This window comes from Pseudophaeobacter profundi (assembly GCF_029697505.1).
Taxonomy (GTDB): Bacteria; Pseudomonadota; Alphaproteobacteria; order Rhodobacterales; family Rhodobacteraceae; genus Pseudophaeobacter; species Pseudophaeobacter profundi.
Genome location: NZ_JARJEF010000001.1, coordinates 500,719 through 525,156, shown reverse-complemented (window position 1 = coordinate 525,156; position 24,438 = coordinate 500,719). Strand labels below are relative to the sequence as shown.

The window sequence follows — 24,438 nt, the reverse complement described above, 5'->3', positions numbered from 1 at the left end:
GCTCGTCTAATACGCCCTCACCAAGCCTAGACAGTGCGGTCGTGGCGGAATTGGTAGACGCGCAGCGTTGAGGTCGCTGTGGGGTAACACCCGTGGAAGTTCGAGTCTTCTCGACCGCACCATTATCAAGACCCAAGATAATGATAATGTCTGGTGAAATCGAGAACGCGATATCTTGCGTTCTGCAAGCCCCCCATTCTACCACGCATGTCTGCACAGCGCTCAATCCAGATGTGGCCCCTGTGGCATTCAGTTCCGATTGGCTTGCTGTCTAGTCGATCTTGATCTCCCCTTCTTTTTCGCCCTATTGGCCGTGTATCGATAAATGCCGAAGCCTTTCCGCATCTCTATTAGCGGTAGCTGGGGGTGCCATTTGCTGCTTTCTTTTCGAAGATGTGAACCAGGCAACCCAGCGGAAATCAATTCATCCTGCCGCCAAGGCTTCGAATCGCTGGCGCAGGCTATTTCTGGACCGTCATGTATTTTCCAAACTTCCCGCCAAGTTTAACAAAAACATACCACCTGAAGCTGAAACGAAAACTACCCTCGCGAGAATTATTTGGCTTAAATCGAAAGCCTATACCATATTCAGTATGGTGTAGGGGGTGATAGCACTAGTCTATACATTTTATTGAAAATTTTATTAGACTGTGGCAGATTGATATTCCGGAAGTCGTGGAGACATCGGAACTGACGAGTTCGGATCTGTCGGAAATATCACGTATTCCCAAATCGCATATATGCCAATAGCTGCCTTATTTTCTCGGAAGTATCCTGGGGAGGAATGCATTTGCGTACCAATATTATGCCACGCGTCGTTGCGCGAAATCACAAAGTAATCCTAGTTGCCGGTGGTGCCGGTTTCATTGGATCAAACCTCTGCCATCGTTTTTTGGATGATGGGCACGAAGTTATCTGTGTCGATAATTTTCAAACCGGCAGCAGGCGTAACGTTGCAGAGTTTTTAAAGCGACGTTATTTCAGATTGATCCAGCATGATATCTGTGACCCGATTGATATATCTGGGCCTGTTCATGAGATATATAACATGGCCTGTGCTGCCTCACCGGATCGGTATCAGGAAGGTCCGATCCACACCTCCAAGACCTGTTTTCTCGGCGCGCTCAATCTGCTTGAGCTGGCCCGCAGAAAGAAAGCCCGGATTTTGCAATCCTCCACCTCGGAGGTTTATGGCGATCCCGAAATTTCTCTGCAGGATGAAAGCTACCGCGGCTGCGTCAACACCTGCGGCCCCCGCGCTTGCTATGATGAAGGGAAGCGCATGGCGGAAACATTGTTCTGGGAATATGGCGCCCACAAGGGGCTTGAAACGCGGATTGCCCGGATATTCAACACCTACGGCCCCAACATGGATCCCGAAGACGGGCGCGTTGTGTCAAACTTCATTGTGCAGGCTCTGAAAGGCGAGGATCTGACCATCTACGGCACCGGCACGCAGACCCGCTCTTTTTGCTATGTGAGTGATCTTGTTGATGGGTTGATCCAGCTAATGGCATCGGATGAGAAGATGCCGGTCAACCTGGGTAACCCCTGCGAATTTACCATGCTGGAACTTGCTGAAAAGGTCGTCAAAATGGTGCGATCGCGGGCAGGCATCACGTTCCGACCGCTGCCGCAGGACGATCCCAGACAACGCAGACCCAATATTGAACGCGCCAAGACGATCTTGGGATGGGTGCCGAAAGTGAGCCTGAACGAGGGATTGAGCACCACAATTGAGTGGTACCGTGAACGATTGGCGGTGGATAAGGAAGCGGAGGCACCGGTAGGACAATGAACCATGCGTCCTCAATCCTTGTTACGGGCGGCGCTGGGTTTATCGGCTCGCATAGCTGCAAGGCCTTGAAAATGGCCGGGTATCTTCCCGTTGTTTTTGATAATTTGTCTACCGGACATGCAGAGGCCGTCCGTTCTGGCCCCTTTGTGCAGGGCGACATACGCGACTGCGATGCGGTTGTGGCCGCGATCTCAAAGCATAAGATCACTGCCATTTTGCATTTTGCAGCCTCCGCCTATGTCGGAGAGAGCGTGCAGCAGCCAAATGCCTATTACGACAATAACGTCGGCGGCATGATTTCATTGCTAAAAGCCGCAAGCGCAACCGATATCAAGCGGATAGTCTTTTCATCAAGCTGTGCCACCTATGGTGTGCCCGAAACCTTGCCAATTGTTGAGACAACGCCACAGGTGCCGATCAATCCCTATGGCCGGACCAAGCTGATTGGCGAGCAGATGCTGGAAGATCTCGCCCGTGTGAGCGATCTGACATTTGCCTGTCTGCGGTACTTTAATGCCGCAGGGGCGGATCCCGAAGGCCAGCTGGGCGAGCAACATGATCCCGAAACCCACCTTGTTCCGCTTGCCCTGATGGCCGCGTCGGGGCAGCGGGAGGTCTTGTCTATTTTTGGTGATGATTACCCGACGCCGGATGGAACCTGCATTCGCGATTATATTCACGTGGCCGATCTGGCGAGGGCGCATGTTCTGGCGCTGCAGCATCTGATGCAGGGGAAGCCGTCGATCAAGCTGAACCTGGGCAGTGGGAGGGGGCATTCGATCCTTGAAATCGTGCGCGCCATCGAGGCAAAGACCGGCCGGAAATTACCCATCAGGATTGAACCCCGTCGCGCCGGTGATCCGCCATCGCTGACAGCAGACCCTTCGCGCGCTGCCGAGGTGCTGGGGTTTCGTGCCGAGCTGTCCTCGCTTGAGCGGATTATTGAAGACGCAGCCCCTTGGTTTGGGTTGAAATGCAATGTCGCGGCCTGACCCCGGATATCGCAACCTGTCCCGTATAATTGTGGGACGTAAACGGGTTCTGTTCTTGGCCCTGCTGGGGATATGGGGGGCGGCGACGCTCTGGTTCTGGACCTGGTGGTTCGCACCTGAACATATCGCGTCGCCCTGGCGGTTTGCATTGGTGACCGGGCTATTGGGGTGGCTGAGTTTCCTGCAATGCTACTTCATCTATTTTGCGATGCGCGCTGTTCGCTCCTGCGCGCCCGATCCAGTACCGGGGCAGTTCCGCGTGGCGATGATCGTGACCAAGACACCTTCAGAACCGTTTGAGGTCGTTCAGACCACCCTTGAGGCGATGCTGGCACAGGACTATCCCCATGATACCTGGCTGGCAGATGAAGATCCCAGCCCGGACACCATAGATTGGTGCAACCGCCACGGTGTGAGGATTTCCAGTCGCAAGGGGGTTGAAGACTATCATCAGGCGGTCTGGCCTAGGCGAACGCGCTGCAAGGAAGGCAATCTTGCCTATTTCTACGATCACTGGGGCTATGCGGAATACGATATCGTCAGCCAGCTAGATTCCGATCACGTGCCGCAGCCGGGATACCTGCGCGAGATGTTGCGCCCCTTTGCGGATGCGGATGTGGGCTATGTAAGTGCGCCATCAATCTGCGCCTCGAACGCCTCCCGGAACTGGGCGGCGCGTACGCGATTGCACACCGAGGGGGCATTTCACGGGGTTCTGCAGGCGGGTTATACTGCGGGGTTTGCGCCGATGTGCATCGGATCCCACTACGCCGTGCGGACCTGCGCCTTGCGCGAGGCGGGCGGGTTGGGCCCTGAACTGGCCGAGGATCACTCCACGACAATGCTGATCAATGCGGCAGGCTGGCGGGGGGTGCATGCGCTGGATGCGATTGCCATTGGCGACGGTCCGACAACGGTGGCCGATCTTGCGATTCAGGAATTCCAGTGGTCCCGCAGCCTGGTGACCCTGCTGTTGGTACATACGCCGCGCTATCTGCAACAAATGCCAATGCGGCTGAAATGGCAGTTTCTGTTTTGTCAGCTGCTCTATCCGATCTTCGGCGTGACTTTCTTGCTGATGTACCTGTTGCCCATCCTGGCGGTTGTGTTTGATTTTCGCTATGCAGAAATTACCTTTCCACAGTACCTGTCGCACGCGATGCCACAGATCGCGGCCTTGCTGCTGCTGGCAAGTGCGTTGCGGCGGCAAAAGGTCTTTCGGCCGGTGGATGCCCCTCTTATCAGCTGGGAACGAACCTTGTTCCTGATGCTGCAATGGCCCTGGGTCCTATGGGGCTGCATTTCGGCCGTGCGGGACAGCTTGACAGGGCGCTTTGTCGATTTCAGGATCACCCCCAAGGGCGACACCGGGCCAACCCGTTTGCCGATGAAGATCTGGGCTGTCTATGCAATTCTGGCTTTGGGGTGTATCCTGCCTGTGTTGCTGGCCGGAAATCTGGAGCAGGCGCAAGGGTTTTACCTGCTGACGTTGTTTTCCGGGAGCCTCTATACCGCGACGCTCTCCGTGACAGTGCTGAGACATTTTCACGAGAACGGATGGCCCGTAAAACTGCAGTGGCGGGATGTTGTGGTGCAGACAGGTGTTGTGGCCACCATCGCGACTTTGCTGTTTAGCGCCTTTGCAATTCGCGCAGCAGAAAGCGTCTATGCGCTGTCGATCGGCCTTGAACCGGTGAAGATCGTTGAGGTGCAGGTCAACGTCGCGGGGGCAGGCAGCGCAAATCGAGAACCGTTTGGCTATAGGTTTAATTTTGAATGGGGTGATGAAACCGCCCCAGTGTGGTGACCAAAACAGGAGGACCAGGTCTATGGAACGTTTCAAACCAGTCTCTCGCGCCAGGCGCATACTTGCGGTGGGTGCAATCGCGGGGTCTCCACTCATTCTGGCCGCTGCTGCTCTTCCGCCAGGCAACATACCCTATGGCGCATTTGATCCTGTAGGGGATTACAGCGAGGAAACCGATGTGATGATCGAGCATGTCTTCCTGCCGTGGGAGGATGTGTCGCTGATTTCCCTGCTGGATGCCGATGAATATGCACTGGAACGCGGGCGCGCCCTGATGGTCACTGTCGAACCCTGGACCTGGACGGTGGATGAACGCAACACACCTGAATTTCTGCGCAATGGCATCCTGAACGGCTATTATGATTCAAACATGCGCGGCATCTGCCAGGTGCTCAAGGATCTGCAAAGCCCAATCTCTGTGCGGTGGGGGCAGGAAATGGAGCGCGACGAAGGCCAGTTCATCTGGTCAGGCTGGGAGCCGGAGGACTATATCACCTCGTTCAAGCGGATGATTGATATCTGCCGGGACCAGGCCCCCGATATCAGCGTTGTCTGGTCGCCTGCCGGGGATGACGGGCTGGAGAAATACTATCCCGGTGACGACTACGTCGACCTTGTCGGCCTGTCGATTTTTGGGCTTGAACAATGGGAGACCGAAATTCTAGGCGGGTCGCGTCCATATCAGCAATGGCTGGACGAAACCTATGCCCGCGTAGCCGTCTTTGGAAAACCGGTCATCGTTGCCGAACTTGGCTTTGCCGGCAGCGCCAGCTACGTCGCGCAATGGGAAGGAGAGGTCCGGAAGCCCCAGCCCGAAAAACCGCTGTTGTCCGGTGTGGTCTACTTTAACCAAAAAGAGGTCTACCCTTGGCCCGATGGCTATGGCTTGCCGGATTGGCGCCTGGAAAACCGGGTGAACAGCAATTAGCGAGAATTCGCCACTCATACAGCCGACACAAATCAACCGTTGCTTAAACATATGAATGCCCTATTCAGGCGCAATCAAGGTGGGGTAACCACCGACGCTAGTTAGAGGCAGTGAGCATGTTTATCAAAACGGCGACCAATTGGGTGTCAGCGACACTCAGTGTTGGACTTATCGTGGCACTCTCTACCATCCCAGTGGCTGCAGTGGCCGAGCAGCAGAGCAACAATCGAACTCAGAATGTTTATGCTTTCAATTGGATGGCCAATGTCAAGACTGTTAGCAAACGCGAAGAAGCACGTGCACGCAAGGCTGCTAGACGCGCCTCTTTGAGGAGCACGCGCGGCGGTGCCACGTGGATTTGTTCTCCGGCGGGGTTTGGTCAGCCGTCACGTTGCCATCCCAGCTAGAGCCGTGATCCCTGCGATACGGGACCCAATCTGAACAACGACGCCAAGCAAAGCTGCCCCACCCGTTTGTGCGGCGCAAGGCGGCTGCCAATAGGGTTGGCTTGCGGTAAGGTGTGTCGCGAAACTTGGGGAGGGCTGTATGGGAACGACGTTCAGCCGAAAGACCGCCATAGCGCTCGACAACTACAGCTAGGCCTTCTGGCAATTTGGAGCGGCAATGCTGCTGGATGCAGCGCTGCCCGGCAGCGATCTAGCAATCCGGTGGCAGGGCAGGGGTATTATCGTTGCGCCAGCAGTTCTCCGATAACTTTGGGTTGCATGACGGCATCAAGACAGGGGGAGGTATCGGGCAGTGTCCGACAGGCTCTCGATAGGGCTTTCAGGGTCCGTCTGCCTGCAAATCCGTCCGGGGGGCCAATAGCCTTGCCCTGTTGTTTGAATCTTGATTGCAGCACGAAAATTGCAAAATTCGGGTTACTTGCAAAGATATCCATGCCAAAGGCGGTGGTTTTCAGATCTGGTCGGCTTTCGAATTCCGTGGCGAATTGGTCAAACTGGTCAAAGCGGCGTGTGCTTGCCAGTTTCAGGGTGAAGCTCAGCCGCTCCCGATCCGCCGGGTCAAGAAGTTGGGAATATTTCTCCAGATAAATGGCGGCCTGTTCCGGTGCCTTTCTGACATTGAGCCGGTTGCCATCGCGGACCAGCTGGATCAGGAATTTGGCGGCGTCGGGGTTGCCATCTTCTGATGCCTGCTCCAGCAAGTGGATCGCATCCGGGCCGCTTGCGCGCATATTAATTCCGTATAGCTGGCGCAGGGCCTCCAGCTTGGCGATACGGGTTTCACCCGCCGCACGCGCCTTTTCGGCAAAGGCTTCAAATTGTCCACGCCGGTCCGCCCCAAGGTATCCGAACATCGCACCTTCAGCCAGGGTTGCCCAGGCGGCGCCAGTGCCCAGTTCTCCGCTTTGGATCAGCAGGGCCTTTGCGGCCTTGGGGTCAACCCGACGCCACATCATATCCGCACCGAGGTGCAGGATACCCTCGCCATTGCCCGCCTTTGCCGCTGCTTTGAAAAGCGCAGTGGCGCGGGGCCGATCTTTGGGAAGGCTTCCGCCGTAAAACAACAATTTGCCAAGCGCGACTTCGGCCTTTGCATCGCCCGTGTCCGCGGCGCGTTCCAGCAGCAGGACACCGGCAGCAATGTCTTGGTCCATAATCCGGCCATCGATAAGTTGTTCACCCAGGGTGCGCATTGCATTTGGGCTTCCCTTCATCGCTGCCGAATTTAGATAGCTGTGCGCTTTTATGGGGTCAGCCGGTGTTCCTTCCCCCCACAGGAATGCCCGCCCCAGCGTTTCCTCTGCTAGTTGATTGCCTTTGTCGGCGGACTTTTGCAGCAGACGCAGCCCCGTTTCGGGGGCAGCCTCAACATAAAATCCGTCCAGCAGGGTTTTTCCCAGCACCGCTTGCGCCGCGGTGTGTTCCGCAGCTGCCGCCTGTGAAATTAGCGCCAGCCCCCGGTCCTTGTCCTGGGGCAGGCCTCTGTTGCCATAAAGAAGGATCTCGCCAAGCTGAAGTTGCGCGTCAACTGCCGCCGGATCTGCGGCAGCGTGCTGCAAGGCTTCAATGTCAAGCGTTTGGGCGTGGATGGCTGGTCCGGTTGCACTGAAAAAAACAACAAGACTGATGCCAACCAGTTTCAATAGAGGAGGACGTACGGACATTTCCTTTCCCTCATTATTTATCCCTATATTAAATGTACCTGTGGCTGTCTTTGTCAAATGAATACGGCGGGCATGGATTTCTGGTTATTAAGTACCAGAAGGGGGCTGCCGTATTATGGGGGTATTTGAATTTTCCGGTATTACCATAGCGTGCAAGTGCGCGGCCGGTTTCTAATTTTGGTCTTCACCGGACGTCTGGCCCAAAGCCACACTGAAGAGAAGGGCGAAATTGCGCTGGAATATAATAATGGGAAACGGCGGTGGGCAAATGCCAATCACAACCAGTTAGTTTTCTCTGCTGGAAACGCGGCGGGTGTCCAGTCTGCTCAGGACGCTGTCAAACGCCTGGCCCGTTGGAGTCAGGATCAGATCATCATTGACCAGATTCAGCTGCGGAGTATGGCCGCGCCAAGTATAGGGATTGGCCGCAAACCAGGCATGCCTTTCCACGAAGGGCAGTCCCTCCATCATGCGGATCGCCCCTTCAATGAATTTGGCGTTCTTCAGATAGGTTGTGGATCCGGGGCGGCGCCAGTCGATATGGGCAAATTCGGTAACCCAGATCGGGCGATTGTATTCCTTGTGTACGGCTTTCAGCCAGTTGCGAAACTCTGCCACATTTCCGTTTTTGGAATAATAATGTACTGCCATGAAATCGACCCGCAGCCCGCGCGCTTCGACTTCGTTCATAAAGCGGCGCTGCCAGGAATTCGCGCCCAGGGTTCCGCCTTGTTTGGTGGCAGGGCTGCCAAGGCGCAGGCCGCGCCGTTCCAGCTTGGGCCACAGTTTGATCGCACGCGCAACAGACAGCCTGCGTTCGCCGTCCGGTTCGTTGAAGCCCAGCAGATGCCGCAGGGGCAGGTCGGATTGTATCGGCTTGTTCACATCCGACGCATTGTGAATCATGGGGACGAATTCCACACTGCGCCGGTGGCGGGACTTGGAATACATCTGATCGGGACGCCAGTTGTAATACCAGCCAAGTGCGGGCGTATCTTCCAGCCACTTCAACATGGTGTAGCTGGAATTTTCCCAGGCACCGACACCGGCCTTCTGGGCCTCTGCTGATCCAACCACCATCATGGCCAATAGTGTAGCAAACAAATAGCGCAGCATGGGCCTGTCTTTCCAAATTGTTGCCTCCGCAAGCCGCCTGCCACGGCTTGCAGTCAGGACGGACTAACGCGTTAAAGCGGCCATTTTTGGGCGAGAAATGGGTACAAATGGTTAATTCTGTCGCGCATTTTTTTGCCGCAGGGCCTAATTTCTGCTAAATTATTGGGACAACTCTTGAAGAGTTGGTTTCTGGGGAGGAAATCATGACCATTTTTAAGAAAATTCTTGGAGCTGTTTTGGCCTGCCTTATCGGTCCCACTGTTGCTGCCGCGCAAAGCCAACCCTCTGAGATGCCGCTGGCCTCATTTTGCGATCCTTTGATGTCGTCCGGGGACAGGGACGTTGAAAAGAGCGATCGTGACGAAGATGTGCTGAGCGAGAGGCGTCGTTACGACCTGGAACAATCAGAGCCACTGACCACGCCAGAAAACATCATGGATGTGATGTTTGAGGAGAAATGGAACCTTGAAACAGGCGAGCCGATCGCCCGTTACGAATTGTGCAGCGCCGAGCCAAGCTACGTCGTGCTATGGACGCGGCTGATGCGCGAGGTTGATGCTGGTGAATTGGACACCGATGCCGAAGGGTACATGGCGATCCAGAAAGACGGGGCATTTAAGCTGGTCTTTGCCAAACGCCCTTACGCCGGATCCTGGGAATTGGATGGCACTGAAATGGTGCTGTCAGCAGATTGGCTGAACAAGGGGCAGCCGTACCGAGCCCCGGTTGAAATCGTTGAAACGCCCGTGGAAACCACAGATCCCGAGGGTAAGCAAAACACCTATACTGAAACGATGTACCAGCTTGGGGCGTTCCGCTTTTTCAGACTGCCGACAACGGTGAAGGGCGCAGAAAGGGATTGCAGCTGCGTGAATGCCAATAAGTGACCCCATCTCGCGGCGCCCGGTTTTGAATAGGCCAGCAGCGGCTGGCAGGGCGGCAAAAGGGCAGGCGATCTCCAGCGCGTATTTTGTGTCCTGTGTTTTCGCGTTTGCGCGTTTTAAATATGCCTAAGTCGCAATCATATGGGGGGGGCGCTGCTGGTGATTTAGGCGAATGCGCGGGAGCACTTGCGCTCTCGCAGGGGGGGATCTTGTGATCCTGCGGGGCGCAAAGACAGACTTGTGGCATGACAACTCCACTGCGTCTTATGGTGTTTACCGATCTTGACGGCACATTGCTTGATCACGACACCTATTCTTGGGCGGCGGCGCAGCCAGCGCTTGCTGCTCTGAAAAACCTGTCTGCAGCGGTTGTCCTGGCCAGCAGCAAAACCGCCGCCGAGGTGGGCAGGCTGCGCGCGGCTTTGGGGGTGCAGAACTGGCCCGCCATCGTCGAGAACGGGGCAGGGCATCTGCCGCCTGGTGTCAGCTCTGTGCAGGGGGGCTCTCGCTATGCGGATTTGCGCCAGGTTCTTGCCGGAATGCCCCCGGATCTGAGCCAGAATTTTCGCGGCTTTGGGGATGTCACGCTGGCACAACTGGGCGAGATGACCGGGCTGCCGCCCGCTGCGGCACAGCTGGCGCAGCAGCGTGTTTTTTCCGAACCGGGGCAATGGCTGGGGACGGCGCAACAGCAGGCGGACTTTCTTGCCCATCTGCAGGCGCAGGGCGTGCGCGCGCAACAGGGTGGGCGTTTTCTGACGCTCTCTTTTGGCGGCAACAAGGTCGACCAGCTGCGCAGGATTGTTCAGCGCTATGCCCCCCAGCATACAATCGCGCTGGGGGATGCGCCGAACGATGTTCAGATGCTGGAGGCAACTGATTTTGGGGTGGTCGTGGCCAACCCGCATCGTGCCCCCCTTGCGCCGCTTCGGGGCGAGGCAGAGGGCCGGATCATCCGCAGCACAGCCCCAGGTCCGCAGGGCTGGAATGCGGCGATCATTCATCTCCTAGATCGATTGCAATTGAACAAGGGCTAAGGCGTATGGCTGATTTTCATCAGAACGGAAACATCACGACACTGCACAATCTGCGCACCCGGTCGGCCGATCAGTTGGAGCATGAGCTTGCCGTTTTTGCCCAGTCCCGCAAAATCTCGCTGATCCTGCCCTGTCTGTATTCCGAATTGGAAGGGGAGGCCATGCCGCATATCCTGACAGAGCTGGCAAGTGTCAGCTATCTGCACAGGATCATCATTGGTCTGGATGCCGCCGATGAAACCCAGTACCGCCGGGCCAAGGAATTCTTCAAGGGGTTGCGGCAAAACCATATCGTCATCTGGAATGACAGTCCCAGAATGCTGGCGCTGGGGGCACGGCTAGAGGCCTTGGGCCTGGCCCCAACCGAGAAGGGCAAGGGCAAGAATGTCTGGGCCAGCCTCGGCTATCTGATTGGCTGCGCCGATAGCGCTGTCATGGCGATCCATGATTGTGATATTCTGACTTACAACAAAGAGATGCTGGCCCGCTTGGTCTATCCGATGGCCAACCCCAGCTTTCCCTATCAGGTGGCCAAGGGGTATTACCCGCGTATCGGCGGCGACAAGATCAATGGCCGGGTCACGCGCCTGTTGGTCAGTCCCTTGCTAATTGCGCTCAATCGGGTGATCGGCAGCCGAGATTACATCGATTATCTACGCAGTTTTCGCTATCCCCTGTCGGGAGAGTTTGCAATGCGCACGGCTATCCTGCCGGATCTGCGCATCCCATCGGATTGGGGGTTGGAAATCGGCGTCTTGTCAGAGGCCTGGCGCAATCTTGCGCCCAAGGCGGTCTGCCAGGTTGATATCTCGGATGCCTATGATCACAAGCACCAGGGGCTCAGCCCAGGGGAAGCAAACGCGGGGCTGAACCGGATGTCGACTGATATCTGCAAGGCGATTTTCCGCAAGCTGGCGGCGGATGGCACCATCTTTACCCCCAATGTCTTTCGCACCTTGAAGGCCACCTATTATCGCTGCGCGCTTGACCTGCTAGAGGCCTACTACAACGATGCCAAGATGAACGGCCTGTCGATAGATCGCCATACCGAAGAGACCTCGATCGAGCTGTTTGCGGAAAACATCATGCGCGCGGGGCAGATGTTTCTGGAAAACCCGCATGAGACGCCGTTTATTCCAACCTGGAACCGGGTTCATGCCGCCGACCCCACCTTTCTGTCGGATATGACCGCCGCCGCCAAGGCGGATGAAATGGACTATACCTAGGCCTGTTGCGCAATATGCGCACCGGGTTTGGATGTGCGGAACATGCACACGAAAAACGACCGCGCGTGTGGTGTCAATGCAGGTGACGGCGCGTCGCGCTAGCCCCGGTTGGTGATCCAGCGACATTGATAGGGCGAAAGAACCAGCGCGTCCTGCTTCATATCGACTTCCTCTCCGGTCAGCAGATCAACCCAGGTTTCATCCTCGATCAGGTTCATCGACATATGCGGCAGGGTTGTGGGCTGGTCGCTGACATTGTGCAGCGCAAAGATCGACTGATGCCGATCCAGGCTTTGCCGCCAGACGCCAAAGATCTTGTTGTCCAGCGGCATGGTGAACTGGGTCGCATTGGGGTGAAAGGCGGGTTGCCTGGCCCTGATCTTCAACCGGTCTGACAGCGCCGCCAGAACCCGTGCCTGCAAGGAACTGGGGTCATCCAGCAGGGCGTTCAGCGTTGGGTAATCCCAACGGTGCCGGTTGATCGCACGGTTCATCCCGCGCCGCGCGACCTGATCGTGATCATTGGGCGTGGCCAGCATCGCGTGAATGTAGAATGCCGGGATCCCTTCTAGCGACATCACGATCGTTTGCGAACATAAGAACCGATCAAAGTGGTGGTCGTCTTCGCCCGAAAATGTCTGCCGGGTTGCCTCAAAGAAGGTGGTGTTGATTTCATAAGGTGCCTCGCCTCCGTCCGGCAAGGCCCGCATCGAGACCAGCCCGCCGGTCTGCTTGATCGTATCAAGCATCTTTTCCTGCTCCCGGTCTGGCAGGATGCCTTCGACTGGGCGCATACCAATCCCATCGTGGCTGGCAGTGAAATTCAGATAGGCGCATCCCAGCTGGGCTGGGGGCATGCCGCTCTGCCAGCGGCGCAAATACTGAGCAGACCCGGACAGGACCGCATGTAGAATCAAGGGCGGCAGCGGGAAGTTATAGATCGCGTGGGCTTCATTGCGGTTGCCAAAATAGCTGAGATTTTCCGCCTTTGGCACATTGGTTTCGGTCAACAGGATAATGGTTTCGGTGGCGTAGTCGCACAAGAGCCGCATCAGTTGCACAATCGCATGGGTCTGGGGCAAATGGATCGAGGCGGTGCCAACCTCTTTCCATAAAAATGCAATTGCATCCAGGCGGATGGTTCGCACGTCGTTGTCCACATGCAGGCGGATAATTCGCAGGAATTCTAGCAGGACCTCGGGGTTACCAAAGTCGAGATCAATCTGGTCATGGCTGAAGGTGCACCAAACATGGCGCGGGCCATTGGCTGTTTCGACCTCTTGCAGCAGCGGCGTTGTGCGGGGGCGAACCACCGCGCGCAGGTCATCCATCGGCGAGGCTTCGAAGAAGAAATCCGCATAGGGCGCCTGGCGCTGACGGTAGCTGTTGAACCAGCTTCCCTGGCTGGAGACATGGTTCAGCACCAGATCGGACATCAGGTGAAAATCTTTGCCGATCCGGTTGATATCCGGCCAATCCCCCAGCTGAGGGTTCACGGTGCGAAAATCCGACACCGCAAAGCCATCATCAGAGGTGAAGGGAAAGAACGGCAGGATATGTACCCCGTTGACGACCCCGTTCATCCGGCGAAGCAGGAAATCATGCAGAAGATCCAGTGGTTTATGGGCACCATCCAGGATGGAGTTGCCATAGGTGATCAGCAGCGCGTCGCGTTCCGTCCACAGATTGTTGCTTGGCCGCCGCCCACGTTTGCGACGATGTGTATTGTCGGGCCAGAAGGCGGCGATAATTTTGCTGGAAAGCGCTGCGGCATCCATATCAGGATAGATCTGCCGTATCAGCGCCGCCAACCGGTTTGAGAATGCATCTGTCTGGTCGTTAGGCATGTGAAAAGGAAATCTGAAAACCCGCGCAACACAAGGCTTTGGCGGTGTTTTGGGTCACAAAGCCCGGATCATCGGCAGCCCCGGTGGCCCGCCGTCAGATTTTGACCATTGCTGACTAAATATTAGGCATTTACTGGGTCGGTTCCGGTGCAGTTGGAGCGGTGGCAGCTAGTCCAGGAACAGGCCAAAATAATCCTGTGCCTCGGACAGTTTTTTGACCCGGCGTCCGGCGGTATCCCCAAGGCTGGCGCTGACATCCTGCAGCAGCAGGTTCAGCCCGGTGGTAATGCCTTGCGGCATCGCCAGGAAAAAGTGGGTCTCTGCCGGGTAGCGCAGGACATAGGGCGTGATGCCGCCAGCCCAGTCGCAAAATTCGTCCGCTAATACAATGACATCAATGCCACGCTCTTGGGCGAGTGCCGCCAGGCGGGGGCCATGCGCCCCGTAGCGGTAGACATCCATCATGATCAGCGCAACCCGTTCGCCGGGCTCTGGCAGCAAGCCGGCATAGACGCCGTCGATCCCATCTTCGAGGTGAACCTTGTTGCGCAGATAGGACAGGCGGCGGAAAAAACCGTCGGCAAGGAAATGCATGGTTTGAAAGCCGGTTACATGCACCGCATCCGAGTGCGCAACCAATTCGACGATCTGTTCCCAGAGGGCGCTGCCACGCAGTTCAAAGGCGGCCTCAACAGAGGCCCGGCTTAGCTGAAGATCCTTTATGGCCTTTTCAGAGCTGGGGCGCGAAAAACTATCTTCAAACCGTTTGTCGACGCGGTCATTCCCTGGCCTATAGGTGTTCTGGATGGACTGTGCGCGCGCATCAGCTGTGTCGGTGAAGCCGATTTTGCGGAAAAACCGGGTCAGCGTCATGGTGCTCAGGTCAAGTTTCTTGGCAATGTCAGCGTTCTTTTCGACAATCACCGCATCTGGGCGCGCCAGGAAATAGGCCGCGATCCGCTTCTCTTTTTGGGTGAGCTTTGATTCTGCCTTGGCGATGGCATTGGCCAATAGATCCTGCTCTTCCTGCACCTTTCGCCCCCTTCTTCCCCTGTGCTTACTGTTTCATCACATGTAATTTATTAGTATATTCAACTGTATAACAGCAAATGTTTTCCAGCAAACTTTTTTTATAAAGATGTTTGCTTGATAACATTTTCAAACTTTTCTATTCCAAGGTATCGCCCGAAACGCGTGCCGCCACTAAGGCAACACAGTGAAGTGCCGAGGAGGTCACGCGTTGGCGGCAGATCATATATCGCTCAACAGGAAGGTTTCTGAAATGAAATTCAAGTCTCTCGCCCTTGCCGCTTTGCTGTCCAGCACTGCGGTTGCCGCCCAGGCTGACGCCATCAAACTTGGCTACAACGGTCCCCCAGACGCCGAAAAGAACGCGGTGCATTTCTTTGCTACCAAACTGGAAGAGATCGTCGAAGCCAAGACGGATATCGAACTGGAGCTGTTTGCCAACTCGCAGCTGGGCGAAGAGCAGGAGCGCATGGAAAACACGCTGGCCTCGCCGATGTTGAACATCGCCAGCTTTGCCGGTGTGTCACCGGTGGTGCCAGAGGTCTTCGTTTCCAACACGCCCTTCATGTTCACCAGCCCCGAAGAGGCCCGCAGCTTCTTTGATGACGGCAAATACTGGGGCATGGTCGAAGAGGCCTTTGCCGAGCGCACCGGCGGGTCGGAAATCCTGGCCGTGGTGGAAGAGGGCGGTTTCCTCGCGTTCACCAGCACAGACAAGCCGATCCATTCGCCCGCCGATTTTGACGGCATGAAGTTCCGCGCGATGGATCCGTCGCAGGTGGCGCTGTATGAAGCCATGGGCGCATCCGGCACGCCAATTCCATGGACCGAAGTTTATAACGCGCTGCAAACCGGGGTTGTCGACGGGCAGATGAACCCGCCGCTCTATATCATTATCGGATCCTTGAACGAGGTGCAGGGCTATATGACCCGCGCCAATATCCAGTATTCCATGCAGTTCTTGACCGCCAATGGCACATGGCTGGCAGGTCTTTCCGACGAAGAGCGCACAATCCTGGAAGAGGCGGTGGTTGAGGCCAACGCGCTGACACGCGATGACGTGCAGGCCAATGTCGAAGGTCGGGTAGAATGGCTGTCGCAAAATGGCGTCGAGGTGATCACCCCCACCGCCGAGGCCATGGCAGAATTCCAGAAAATCGGTCAGCCCGGCTTTATCACATGGCTTGGCACCCAGGACATCGACAAGAGCTTCCTGGAAGCCGCCTTCGCGGATCTCGGCAAGTCTGACCTGATCAAGTAATGATCGTCGCTTTGCAAAAATTGCTGGCACGCCTTTCAATAGGCGTGTCAACGCTGCTCATCGCTTGGGTGACGGTGTTCATCCTTTATGGGGTGGGGGCGCGCTATTTCCTTGGCGCTTCGCCGATCTGGTTTGATGAACTGGCCCGCTATTGCATCATCGGGGCTGCGATGCTGGGGATGGGTGCGGTCTGGATTGAAGGCGCGCATATGCGTGTTGCGATCCTGGAAAACCGTGTTCCGGCGCCGATCAAACGAGTGATCGTTTGGTATCAATGGCTGTTGACCCTGGCGCTGACGGGGGCAATGACTTGGTTTTCCTATGAATATGTTGGCAGCGTCGGCTTCTTCAAAACGCCGGGTCTGCAGATTTCGCGCTCTATCCCGGTGGCGATCCTGCCGGTTGGCTTTGGGCTGCTTTTCCTTCTGGCGCTGCTGAATGGCCCCAAGCCAATGCGCGCCCAGACCGTCGAGGATGACGAATGATTGCCACCATGCTTGCTGTGATGCTGCTCAATGTGATCATTGGGATGCCGCTTTTCCTCAGCCTGATGACCACTGCGGTGATCGGATTCTCCTTTGTGGGCTTTGAACAGATGAGCCGCATCATGCCGCAGCAGGCCTTTGGCGGCATTGATGTGTTTTCCCTGATGGCCATTCCGCTGTTCATTCTGGCAGGGAACCTGATGAACAATGGCAATATGACGCCACGGCTATTGAACCTTGCAACGCGCCTTGTAGGGCATCTGCGCGGTGGTCTGGGCCATGTGAATGTCGTGGCCAGTGTTTTTTTTGCCGGCATCAACGGCTCTGCCGTGGCCGATACCTCGGCGCTGGGCACTCTGCTGGTGCCGGGAATGCGTAAGGCCGGGTTTCCCGGCACCTATGCGGCGGGGCTGACCGCTGCCAGTTCATTGATCGGGCCGATTATTCCGCCGTCGATCTTTATGATCCTCTATGCCAGCCAAACCGGAACCTCTGTTGGGGCGCTGTTTCTTGGTGGGGTATTGCCGGGGTTGGCGCTGGGTGGCGCATTCATGGCGATGAACGTTGTCTATGCGCGCATCTATAATGTTGAAAAACTGGACAAACCTGCGCGCTTTAGCGAAATTCTCTGTGCGGCCTATGCCGCGTTACCGGCCCTGATCGCGCCGCTGATCATTGTCGCGGGGATTGTATTTGGCGTGGTGACGCCGACGGAATCCGGCGCCTTGACCGTGGCCTATGTGGCAATCTGGGGGGTGATGTCGGGCAATCTGAACCTGCGCAGTCTTTGGATGTCTTTCAAAGACACGGCGATGCTGACCTCGGCGGTATTTGCCATCATCGCGATTTCCTCAATTATTTCGTGGCAGTTGGCCTTTGCCAATGCGCCCGAAGCCTTTGCCGATATCCTGGCGCCCTTTGCCGATAATCCGGCGCTAACCCTGATCGCGATTTCATTTGTGACTTTCATCACCGGCATGTTCATGGAGGAAGTCTCGGCGCTGATGCTGTTGACGCCGATCTTTTTGCCTGTGGCCCAGGTAACGGGGATTGATCCGGTGCATCTGGGCATTGTCATCACCCTGAACATCACCATCGCGCTGATTACGCCGCCGATGGGGGCCTGCATCTTTGTCGCCTCTGCGGTTGGCAAGGTCGATATCGCCCGTCTGTTCGTAGCGATCTGGCCCTTCATCGCGGTGGCGCTGAGCGTGCTGTTGATCATCATTCTTGTGCCCGGGCTTACCACCTGGCTGCCAACATTGTTGCACTAAATGTCTAAACCACAGCCAAATGTTCTGAACTGGGAGGCCGCGGCGCGGCTCAACATCGCTGAGAACGGCGAAGTGCTTGTCCCCACCTCCGGTTGTGCAGCCTGGCTGACGCGCCCCGTTTACCATGCCGATGGCCTGCCCAATGCCCTGCCAGATGTCTGGGTGCGTGCCGGGGTCTATGATCGTTTGCGCATGGCGGCGCGGGCCTTGCCGCCGGGGTATCGGCTGGTCCTGCTGGATGGGTGGCGCTCCAAAGCCCTGCAGCAGGCCCTGTACCAAAAGATCCGAAGCGATGTTGCTGCGCGCCATCCAGAGGCCAGCGCCCCGGAGATTGACCAAATTACCATGCAGTTTGCGGCACCACCTTCGGATAGTCAGACAAGACACAGCCCGCATGTCACCGGCGGCGCTATCGACGTGACACTGGCGGATGAAACCGGCGCAATCCTGCCTATGGGCAGCGGCTTTGACGAACCCAGTGCGCGCAGTTGGACAGATGCCGCTGTAGGATCCCCCGAGGTCGAGCGCCGACATCTACTGTGCCAGGCGATGTTTCAGGCCGGGTTTACCAATTTGGCAAGCGAATGGTGGCATTTTGACTATGGCAACTGGGTCTGGGCTGTTGCCGCCGGGCAGCCAGCCGCCTTTTATGGCCCAACCAGCCTGCCGGAAGGATGCCTGAAAATATAGCGGGGCACTGGAATCCTGGCTCTGCCTGTTCATTGTGCATCCCGTGTCTGAACACTGGGCTTTTGCGGGGAAATGCCTTCAAACTTGCATAAATTGTCAAGATACGATCCTATTCTTTCGAACCACCGCCATCTTTTGGCCTTATGTTCAGGCGAAAGTACCGAACCGTCCATACGCGTGCTCAGGCGATGGCGGTGATTGGGTGTCTTTGGTGCCCGTTCAGCGAGAAAAAAGGACGACGTGAATGACGCTTCGGGGATGATGCGCATGTTTGATTTACCAGCCGATTTGAAGGCTTCGGTTGCGGCACAGAACCGGCTTGTACGTGGCGACCTGCCATCTCGGTTTGCCTCCATCACGCTCGTCTCGGTTTTGTCCCTGTATTACCTGCCTTTTGTGACGGTTTGTGCTATCTATGCCTGCCTTTGCGTGATCGAAGTGATCGGTATTTTTGCCTATCGCAAGCTGGAGCGTGAGGTCACGCCTGGCGGGGTTGTGCTGTTGCTTGGCTCTGCCTTTGTCGGGATCTGGGTCTTCAACGCGATTCCGGTGCTTTTGTTCTTGCAGCCAGAGCCCTTTCCCAAGCTGGCCGGCACGATGTTGCTGATCATTGCTCTCAATCATAGCGTTGTTGCGCGCTCCGAATGGATGCTGTTTGGCCTTTTGACTGCGGTGCCGATTATCTGCGCTGTGGGTTTCATGATCATCAATTTCCTGTACTCCTTTGCCAGCCCGATGGAATTTGTCATCGCGTTGATTATCATGATTTTGGGGGCCGGGTATGTTGCCCATAGCATGTGGGTGCTGCACAGGCTGACCAGACGGCTGCGCGTAGCGCTTAGCGCAGCCGAGGCCGGTAGCCGTGCCAAGAGCCGCTTTCTGGCGGCGATGAGCCACGAAATCCGCACGCCTCTGAACGCGATTTGCGGCATGTCTGAACTCATCGATGAGGAAGATACCGATACAGAGACCCGGCGTGAGCGCACCATTTTGTTGCGCAAGTCAGCCCAGGCGCTGACCGGGATTCTGGACGATGTTCTGGACCATGCCAAGGTTGAGGCCGGCCATATCGAAGTGAGCCTGGCTGCCGCAGCCCCCAAGCTGGAAATCGCCAGCGCGGTAGAGGTGTTTCGCGCGGCGGCGGATGCAAAGGGGCTGCGGCTCGATGTTGCAATCGGTGAAGGCCTGCCAGCCTATGCCGAATTTGATGCGTTGCGCCTACGTCAGGTAATTGGGAACCTTGTTTCCAATGCGATTAAATTCACTGAAACCGGCTACGTCTCTGTCAAGGCGAGCGGCGCGCTGGTCCGAGGGGAGACGCTGCTGGCAATCGAAGTCTGCGACACGGGGCGGGGGATCGCGGCAGATCAGCTTGGCAAGCTGTTTACGGAGTTCTACCGCGTCGAGGATAAAGACGCCCCCACGGTTCCGGGCACAGGGCTGGGCTTGGCGATTGCGCGCCGTTTTGCCCGTATGATGGGCGGGGATATCACGGTTGTTTCCACGCCGTCCAAGGGCAGTTGTTTTACAGTGACCTGTCAGATCAAGGTTCTGGAAGAGGCAGATGTACCGCTTGAGACCGAGCGGCCCAGCGGCGCGGCTGCGCCTCCCAGCAGGGATGAACTGCAAGAGCTGGTGCGAGATCTTGGGATCAAATCCATCCTGCTGGTTGATGACACCCGATCAAACCGGATGGTGGTGCGGGCCTTTCTCAAGAAGGGGGATTTTGAAATATTGGAGGCCGGCAATGGTGTCGAGGCGCTGGACTGTCTGGAACAGCGGCCGGTTGATCTGGTGCTTCTGGATATGAAAATGCCGGTGATGGATGGCGGCGAGACCTTGATGGAAATGGCCCGGCGTGGCGGGCATATTGCTGCTACGCCAGTGATTATGCTGACGGCGAATGCCGGGGCAGAAGATCGCGAGCGATATCTGGCTCTTGGGGCCTCGGGCTATATCGCCAAACCGGTGAAAAAATCAGTTCTGTTGTCGGAAATGCGCAAGGTCGTGACTGCGTGGGGGATGGCCTCAGGTCAGTCGCAGCAATCGGACCGATCGACAGGCCCGGATGGCCTGCCAACAGAGGCCGAAGCGCGACCAATTCCGGGGCAGAGCACAGAGACCAGTCAGCTTTCCTCGGCAGAGACGGAGGAAGCCACCGTTTCGATTGACACAGGGCTGCGTCGTGCCGTTAAGTAATACCAGTTGCGTTAATGTAAAATTTACGATTGCCTGTAAGAGTTGTGTTGAATTTTATTAAAACTCCCATGAGGGGGTTAGAAATCCTCCAGCGACTGGGCAGGCGCAACGATGCAATCCACAGAGATCACCTTTGACAACTTTGGTGAAACAGGAACCTTATTCACCGCGCTTCTGCGCGCCAGGTATCACCATTTCATTGAAGCGCGCGGCTGGAAGCTGCCAAATACCCGTGGGCTTGAATTTGACCAATATGACAGCCCGGAAAGCATTTATTATGTGATCCACGATGGGCTGACGGTGCATGGCGGGCTGCGGGTGACGCCGACAACGGCCCAGAACATCAACGCCAGCTACATGCTACGCGATGCCCAATTGGGCCTGTTGCCGGATCTGCCCTCCGATATTCTGGACGAGCCAGCCCCGCAGGATCCCAAAATCTGGGAGGTCAGCCGGGTCTTTGTTGCCGACACCCTAAGCAGCCGGGAACGGATGCAGGTGCGCGGGGAGATCGGCATTAGCCTTGCCCGTTTGGCCGAGTCCTGGAACTTCAAGGACTATATCTGCCTGACATCGGTGGCGGCAGGGCTACTGATGCGGCGGACTGGTTTGACAATTTCCCCAGCTGGGCCGCGCGTTGAAATCGGCGGGGAGACCTGCCAAGCCTACCATTTGAAGGTGGATGCCAAAAATGTCCGCCGCTACGCGGCCTGACCCTTTGCCCGACGGGCTGCGGGGCATTTTAGCGCCCCGCCTCGCGCCCTGGTAAAGGAAATCTCAATTCTGTCACGATATCACAGCAGGGACCTGCGGTTTCAGACAGAAGGCTGATATGAGCAAATCCCAATTAGGCCCACGCCTTATTTCTTTGAGTATGGCGCTTTTTCTTTCGCCTGCCAGCTTTTCAGCTGTTGGCGCGACAGAACAGTTTTCCATCGTCAACGAAGGGTTCTTTCGTCAGGGATCTACGGCAGCGGCGCAGCCGATGTTGGCGCGCCATACTCCGGCTTCGGTTCTGGCGGGCGAGACAGCACCGGGTCAAGCTGATCTTCAGGGGCAGGGGCAGGGGCTTGAGGCCGAGATGGAAGCGGTACAATCCAATCTGGCGAGCCTCTTTGCCGATCGGCACGGCACCAGCCTGTTCCGCGCCATGCCCAAGGGGGGTGTTGCACGCGGTGCGGTGGCCAAGCTGATGCAGTTGATTGCCAGCGCCGAGGCCGGCAGCGCACAATATGATGCGGTTCAGCATGCCGCCAAGGTCCGCCCGCAAAAACTGCCAACCCAGCTGACGCTGGGTGAAATATACGACTGGATCGCCCGCACCCCAGGACAGCAGCACGCCATCGGGCGCTATCAGTTCATTCCGGCCACCCTTAAACGTCTGGCACGCCAGATTGGGGCCGAACGAGGAGAGCGCTTTTCCCCTGCGTTGCAGGACCGTCTTGCACATCAGTTGCTGGAAGAGGCAGGCCTAAGTGCGGTGATGGCAGGCAAGATGGACCGACGCGATTTCATGCATAACCTGTCCAAGATCTGGGCCGGGCTGCCCACCTCGACTGGTAAATCCTATTATCATGGCCTGGCGGGCAACCGTGCGGTGCTTAGCTGGGCGCGCTTTGACGCAGAGATGGCGCGTATCTTCCCCAGCTAAGACATACCATCCGCTATCCGCCGACAGGCCCACCCCGCAGGGTATTGGGAAGCCAGGTTGCCAGCTCTGGCCAGGCCACCAGGATAACGACCATCAAGAGCATCAGTCCCACCATCGGTAGGGCGGTCTTGGCGATATAGGAAATTTCGTGCCGGGTCATGCTTTGCAGTACAAAGAGGTTGAAGCCAATCGGTGGCGTGACCTGCGCCATTTCAACCACCACCACGATAAAGATGCCAAACCAGATCACATCAATGCCTGCCTGCCGGATCATTGGCTCTACAATTGCCATGGTCAAAACAACCGAGGAAATCCCATCCAGGAACATGCCGAGCACCACGTAAAACAGGGTTAGCGCAATGATCAGCACCAGCGGGGACAGGTTCATCTGATCAATCCAGGCTGCCAGCGCCCGTGGCAAGCCGGTAAAGCCCATGGCCAGTGACAGGAAAGAGGCCCCCATCAGGATCAGCGCGATCATCGCCGATGTGCGCGTCGCCCCCATCAGGGAGGCGCTGAAGGTTGCCCAGCTGAGCGAGCCTTGCAACAGCGCCAGCGTCAAGGCCCCGACAACGCCCACGGCGGCGGCCTCGGTGGCGGTGGCCAGGCCCAGATACATGGAGCCAATGACGACGGTGACCAGGATCAGCACCGGAATCAGGAACCTGCTCTCGGCAAGCATCGCACCAAAAGACATCGCTGGTTCGGGTTCGGGGCGCTGGTCTTTGGCCAGAAAGTGCCAGGCCATGATGTAGGCCATGAACAGGCTGGCCAGCACCAGGCCGGGGAAAATCCCGGCCATGAACAGTTTGGTGATCGATTCATTGATCGAAACGCCATAGACGATCAGCGTCAGCGAGGGCGGGATCATCAGCCCAAGCGTGGCAGCCCCGGCCAGGGTGCCGACGATCATATATTCCGGATAACCGCGCTTGCGCAGCTCGGGGATCGACATTTTTCCCACGGTGGTCAGCGTCGCCGCGGATGAGCCCGAGACGGCAGCAAAGATGGTACAGCCCGCGATATTGGTGTGCAGCAGCCCCCCCGGTAGCCAGCGCATCCAGGGGGCAAGGCCGCGAAACATGTCCTCTGACAATCGGGTGCGATAGAGGATCTCTCCCATCCAGATGAACAGGGGCAGCGCCGTCAGGGTCCAGCTGGAGGCACCGGTCCAGATGGTCGTGATCATGGCATCGCCTGCGGGGCGGGTGGTGAACAGCTCCATGCCGAACCAGGCCACGCCCATCAGCGCCAGCCCAATCCAGACGGAACTGCCAAGCAGCGCAAACAGAACAAATATAAAGATAAGCGTTGTGTAGATCTCGCCCATTATTCCACGGCCTCCGATGTGATGCTGGCCTTGCGGGTGATCAGCAGACGGCACAGATAATCCCACAGGGCCAGGGCCAACAGGACGGTGCCAATCGACATCGGCAGCTGTGGCAGCCAAACGGGGGTATAGACCCAGTCGGATCCGGTTTCAGCCCAGAGCCTGCCCCATTGCGACGGCGCGGTGACAAACATGGCAAAAAACGACAGCAGCCATTCCGGGGTGAAATCCTGCCCCTGGGTGCGATCATTCAGCATTTTTGACATGATGTTGGTCTTGATCGCGTAGCGGGCGAAATAGGTGGCGGTCACGGCGGCAATCCACATGGCCACCCCATCCAGCCAGAGGCCAAAGCGATAGCCCATATTCAAAAAGACCGAGACCCGGATATGGGCGCCTCGGGTCAGCGCATGGGCCAGAGCCAGAAACGAGGTCGCCGCCATGGCGTAGCCGGCATATTCGGTTGAACCGGGAAAGGTCAGGCTGCTCCATCGCGCTACCATCTGGGCGAGGATCAGCCCAAGAATGGTAATCATGCACAGTGCGGCCAGCATGCCGGACAGCAGATAGATCCGGTCCAGCAGCCGTTGCAGCGGCCGCAAAGCCCGGCCCATAGCTGCCGGTGACAGCAGACAGGCCAATGCCAATACTGTTGGAATCACAAAGAGCCAAACCCACAGGGGCAAGCCCAGAAACGGTTGCCAGTCACGCATGCCCATCCCCTAAAGACGTCACAGAAAAGACGGCTCCGCC

20 protein-coding genes and 1 tRNA gene are annotated in these 24,438 nt (G+C 56.9%); 15 read left to right on the top strand and 6 right to left on the bottom strand.

Annotation, left to right across the window (positions count from 1 at the left end):
* Nucleotides 1-35 precede the first annotated feature (35 nt).
* The 5 genes from P2081_RS02490 to P2081_RS02470 all read left to right on the top strand — a co-directional run bounded on the left by P2081_RS02490 (nt 36) and on the right by P2081_RS02470 (nt 5,525).
* Nucleotides 36-122: transfer RNA gene (locus P2081_RS02490), tRNA-Leu, on the top strand.
* 683 nt (nt 123-805) lie between these two features.
* A complete protein-coding gene (locus P2081_RS02485) occupies nt 806-1,798 on the top strand; it encodes a UDP-glucuronic acid decarboxylase family protein (RefSeq protein WP_278921456.1) in 993 nt (330 codons plus the stop codon).
* Nucleotides 1,795-2,790: a UDP-glucose 4-epimerase GalE gene (galE, locus tag P2081_RS02480; protein ID WP_278921279.1), complete on the top strand. Its 996-nt coding sequence runs from the start codon at nt 1,795-1,797 to the stop codon at nt 2,788-2,790. Before P2081_RS02485 ends, galE begins: the two co-directional genes overlap by 4 nt.
* On the top strand, nt 2,777-4,597 hold the full coding sequence (locus P2081_RS02475; RefSeq protein ID WP_278921278.1) for a glycosyltransferase: 1,821 nt from the start codon (nt 2,777-2,779) through the stop codon (nt 4,595-4,597). The genes galE and P2081_RS02475 overlap by 14 nt, the downstream gene beginning before the upstream one ends.
* Nucleotides 4,598-4,619: 22 nt before the next feature.
* Nucleotides 4,620-5,525 carry a glycoside hydrolase family 26 protein gene (locus tag P2081_RS02470; protein WP_278921277.1) on the top strand — a complete coding sequence of 302 codons (906 nt, stop codon included), beginning with the start codon at nt 4,620-4,622 and terminating at the stop codon, nt 5,523-5,525.
* A 685-nt stretch (nt 5,526-6,210) separates the two neighbouring features.
* On the opposite strand, the gene P2081_RS02465 is transcribed toward P2081_RS02470, so the two are convergent.
* On the bottom strand, nt 6,211-7,656 hold the full coding sequence (locus P2081_RS02465) for a tetratricopeptide repeat protein (RefSeq protein WP_278921276.1): 1,446 nt from the start codon (nt 7,654-7,656) through the stop codon (nt 6,211-6,213).
* A gap of 285 nt (nt 7,657-7,941) precedes the next feature.
* Nucleotides 7,942-8,772 carry a glycosyl hydrolase gene (locus P2081_RS02460; protein ID WP_278921275.1) on the bottom strand — a complete coding sequence of 277 codons (831 nt, stop codon included), beginning with the start codon at nt 8,770-8,772 and terminating at the stop codon, nt 7,942-7,944.
* 203 nt (nt 8,773-8,975) lie between these two features.
* Here P2081_RS02460 and P2081_RS02455 point away from each other — a divergent pair, with 203 nt between their 5' ends.
* The 3 genes from P2081_RS02455 (at nt 8,976) to P2081_RS02445 (ending at nt 11,919) form a co-directional block, all read left to right on the top strand.
* Nucleotides 8,976-9,659, top strand: a complete 684-nt coding sequence (locus P2081_RS02455) for a hypothetical protein (RefSeq protein ID WP_278921274.1) — start codon at nt 8,976-8,978, stop codon at nt 9,657-9,659.
* A 242-nt stretch (nt 9,660-9,901) separates the two neighbouring features.
* Entirely contained in the window at nt 9,902-10,693 is a 792-nt protein-coding gene (locus P2081_RS02450; protein WP_278921273.1) for an HAD-IIB family hydrolase, read from the top strand.
* 5 nt (nt 10,694-10,698) lie between these two features.
* Nucleotides 10,699-11,919 carry a glycosyltransferase family protein gene (locus P2081_RS02445; RefSeq protein WP_278921272.1) on the top strand — a complete coding sequence of 407 codons (1,221 nt, stop codon included), beginning with the start codon at nt 10,699-10,701 and terminating at the stop codon, nt 11,917-11,919.
* A 98-nt stretch (nt 11,920-12,017) separates the two neighbouring features.
* Here the strand turns inward: P2081_RS02445 and P2081_RS02440 are convergent, their stop codons facing one another.
* Entirely contained in the window at nt 12,018-13,766 is a 1,749-nt protein-coding gene (locus tag P2081_RS02440) for a sugar phosphorylase (RefSeq protein ID WP_278921271.1), read from the bottom strand.
* 168 nt (nt 13,767-13,934) lie between these two features.
* Nucleotides 13,935-14,798, bottom strand: coding sequence for a MurR/RpiR family transcriptional regulator (locus P2081_RS02435; RefSeq protein WP_278921270.1), 864 nt, complete (start codon nt 14,796-14,798; stop codon nt 13,935-13,937).
* Between the two features lie 250 nt (nt 14,799-15,048).
* Between P2081_RS02435 and dctP the strand changes: the two genes are divergently transcribed.
* From dctP to P2081_RS02400, 7 genes are all read left to right on the top strand, one after another.
* Complete coding sequence (dctP, locus tag P2081_RS02430; protein ID WP_278921269.1) at nt 15,049-16,056, top strand: TRAP transporter substrate-binding protein DctP; 1,008 nt, start codon at nt 15,049-15,051, stop codon at nt 16,054-16,056.
* On the top strand, nt 16,056-16,541 hold the full coding sequence (locus P2081_RS02425; protein WP_278921268.1) for a TRAP transporter small permease: 486 nt from the start codon (nt 16,056-16,058) through the stop codon (nt 16,539-16,541). Before dctP ends, P2081_RS02425 begins: the two co-directional genes overlap by 1 nt.
* Nucleotides 16,538-17,815 carry a TRAP transporter large permease gene (locus P2081_RS02420; RefSeq protein ID WP_278921267.1) on the top strand — a complete coding sequence of 426 codons (1,278 nt, stop codon included), beginning with the start codon at nt 16,538-16,540 and terminating at the stop codon, nt 17,813-17,815. The genes P2081_RS02425 and P2081_RS02420 overlap by 4 nt, the downstream gene beginning before the upstream one ends.
* Nucleotides 17,816-18,505 (top strand): M15 family metallopeptidase, encoded by a 690-nt coding sequence (locus P2081_RS02415; protein WP_278921266.1) that lies wholly within the window; start codon nt 17,816-17,818, stop codon nt 18,503-18,505.
* Between the two features lie 267 nt (nt 18,506-18,772).
* Complete coding sequence (locus P2081_RS02410) at nt 18,773-20,704, top strand: ATP-binding protein (protein WP_278921265.1); 1,932 nt, start codon at nt 18,773-18,775, stop codon at nt 20,702-20,704.
* Nucleotides 20,705-20,815: 111 nt separating this feature from the next.
* A complete protein-coding gene (locus P2081_RS02405; RefSeq protein WP_278921264.1) occupies nt 20,816-21,418 on the top strand; it encodes an acyl-homoserine-lactone synthase in 603 nt (200 codons plus the stop codon).
* Nucleotides 21,419-21,536: 118 nt separating this feature from the next.
* Nucleotides 21,537-22,355: a lysozyme family protein gene (locus P2081_RS02400; RefSeq protein ID WP_278921263.1), complete on the top strand. Its 819-nt coding sequence runs from the start codon at nt 21,537-21,539 to the stop codon at nt 22,353-22,355.
* Between the two features lie 13 nt (nt 22,356-22,368).
* Here P2081_RS02400 and P2081_RS02395 read toward each other — a convergent pair whose 3' ends face one another.
* Nucleotides 22,369-23,685, bottom strand: coding sequence for a TRAP transporter large permease (locus tag P2081_RS02395; protein ID WP_278921262.1), 1,317 nt, complete (start codon nt 23,683-23,685; stop codon nt 22,369-22,371).
* The gene (locus tag P2081_RS02390; RefSeq protein ID WP_278921261.1) at nt 23,685-24,398 is read right to left on the bottom strand and encodes a TRAP transporter small permease; all 714 of its coding nucleotides are present in this window, start codon (nt 24,396-24,398) and stop codon (nt 23,685-23,687) included. The genes P2081_RS02395 and P2081_RS02390 overlap by 1 nt, the downstream gene beginning before the upstream one ends.
* Nucleotides 24,399-24,438 lie beyond the last annotated feature (40 nt).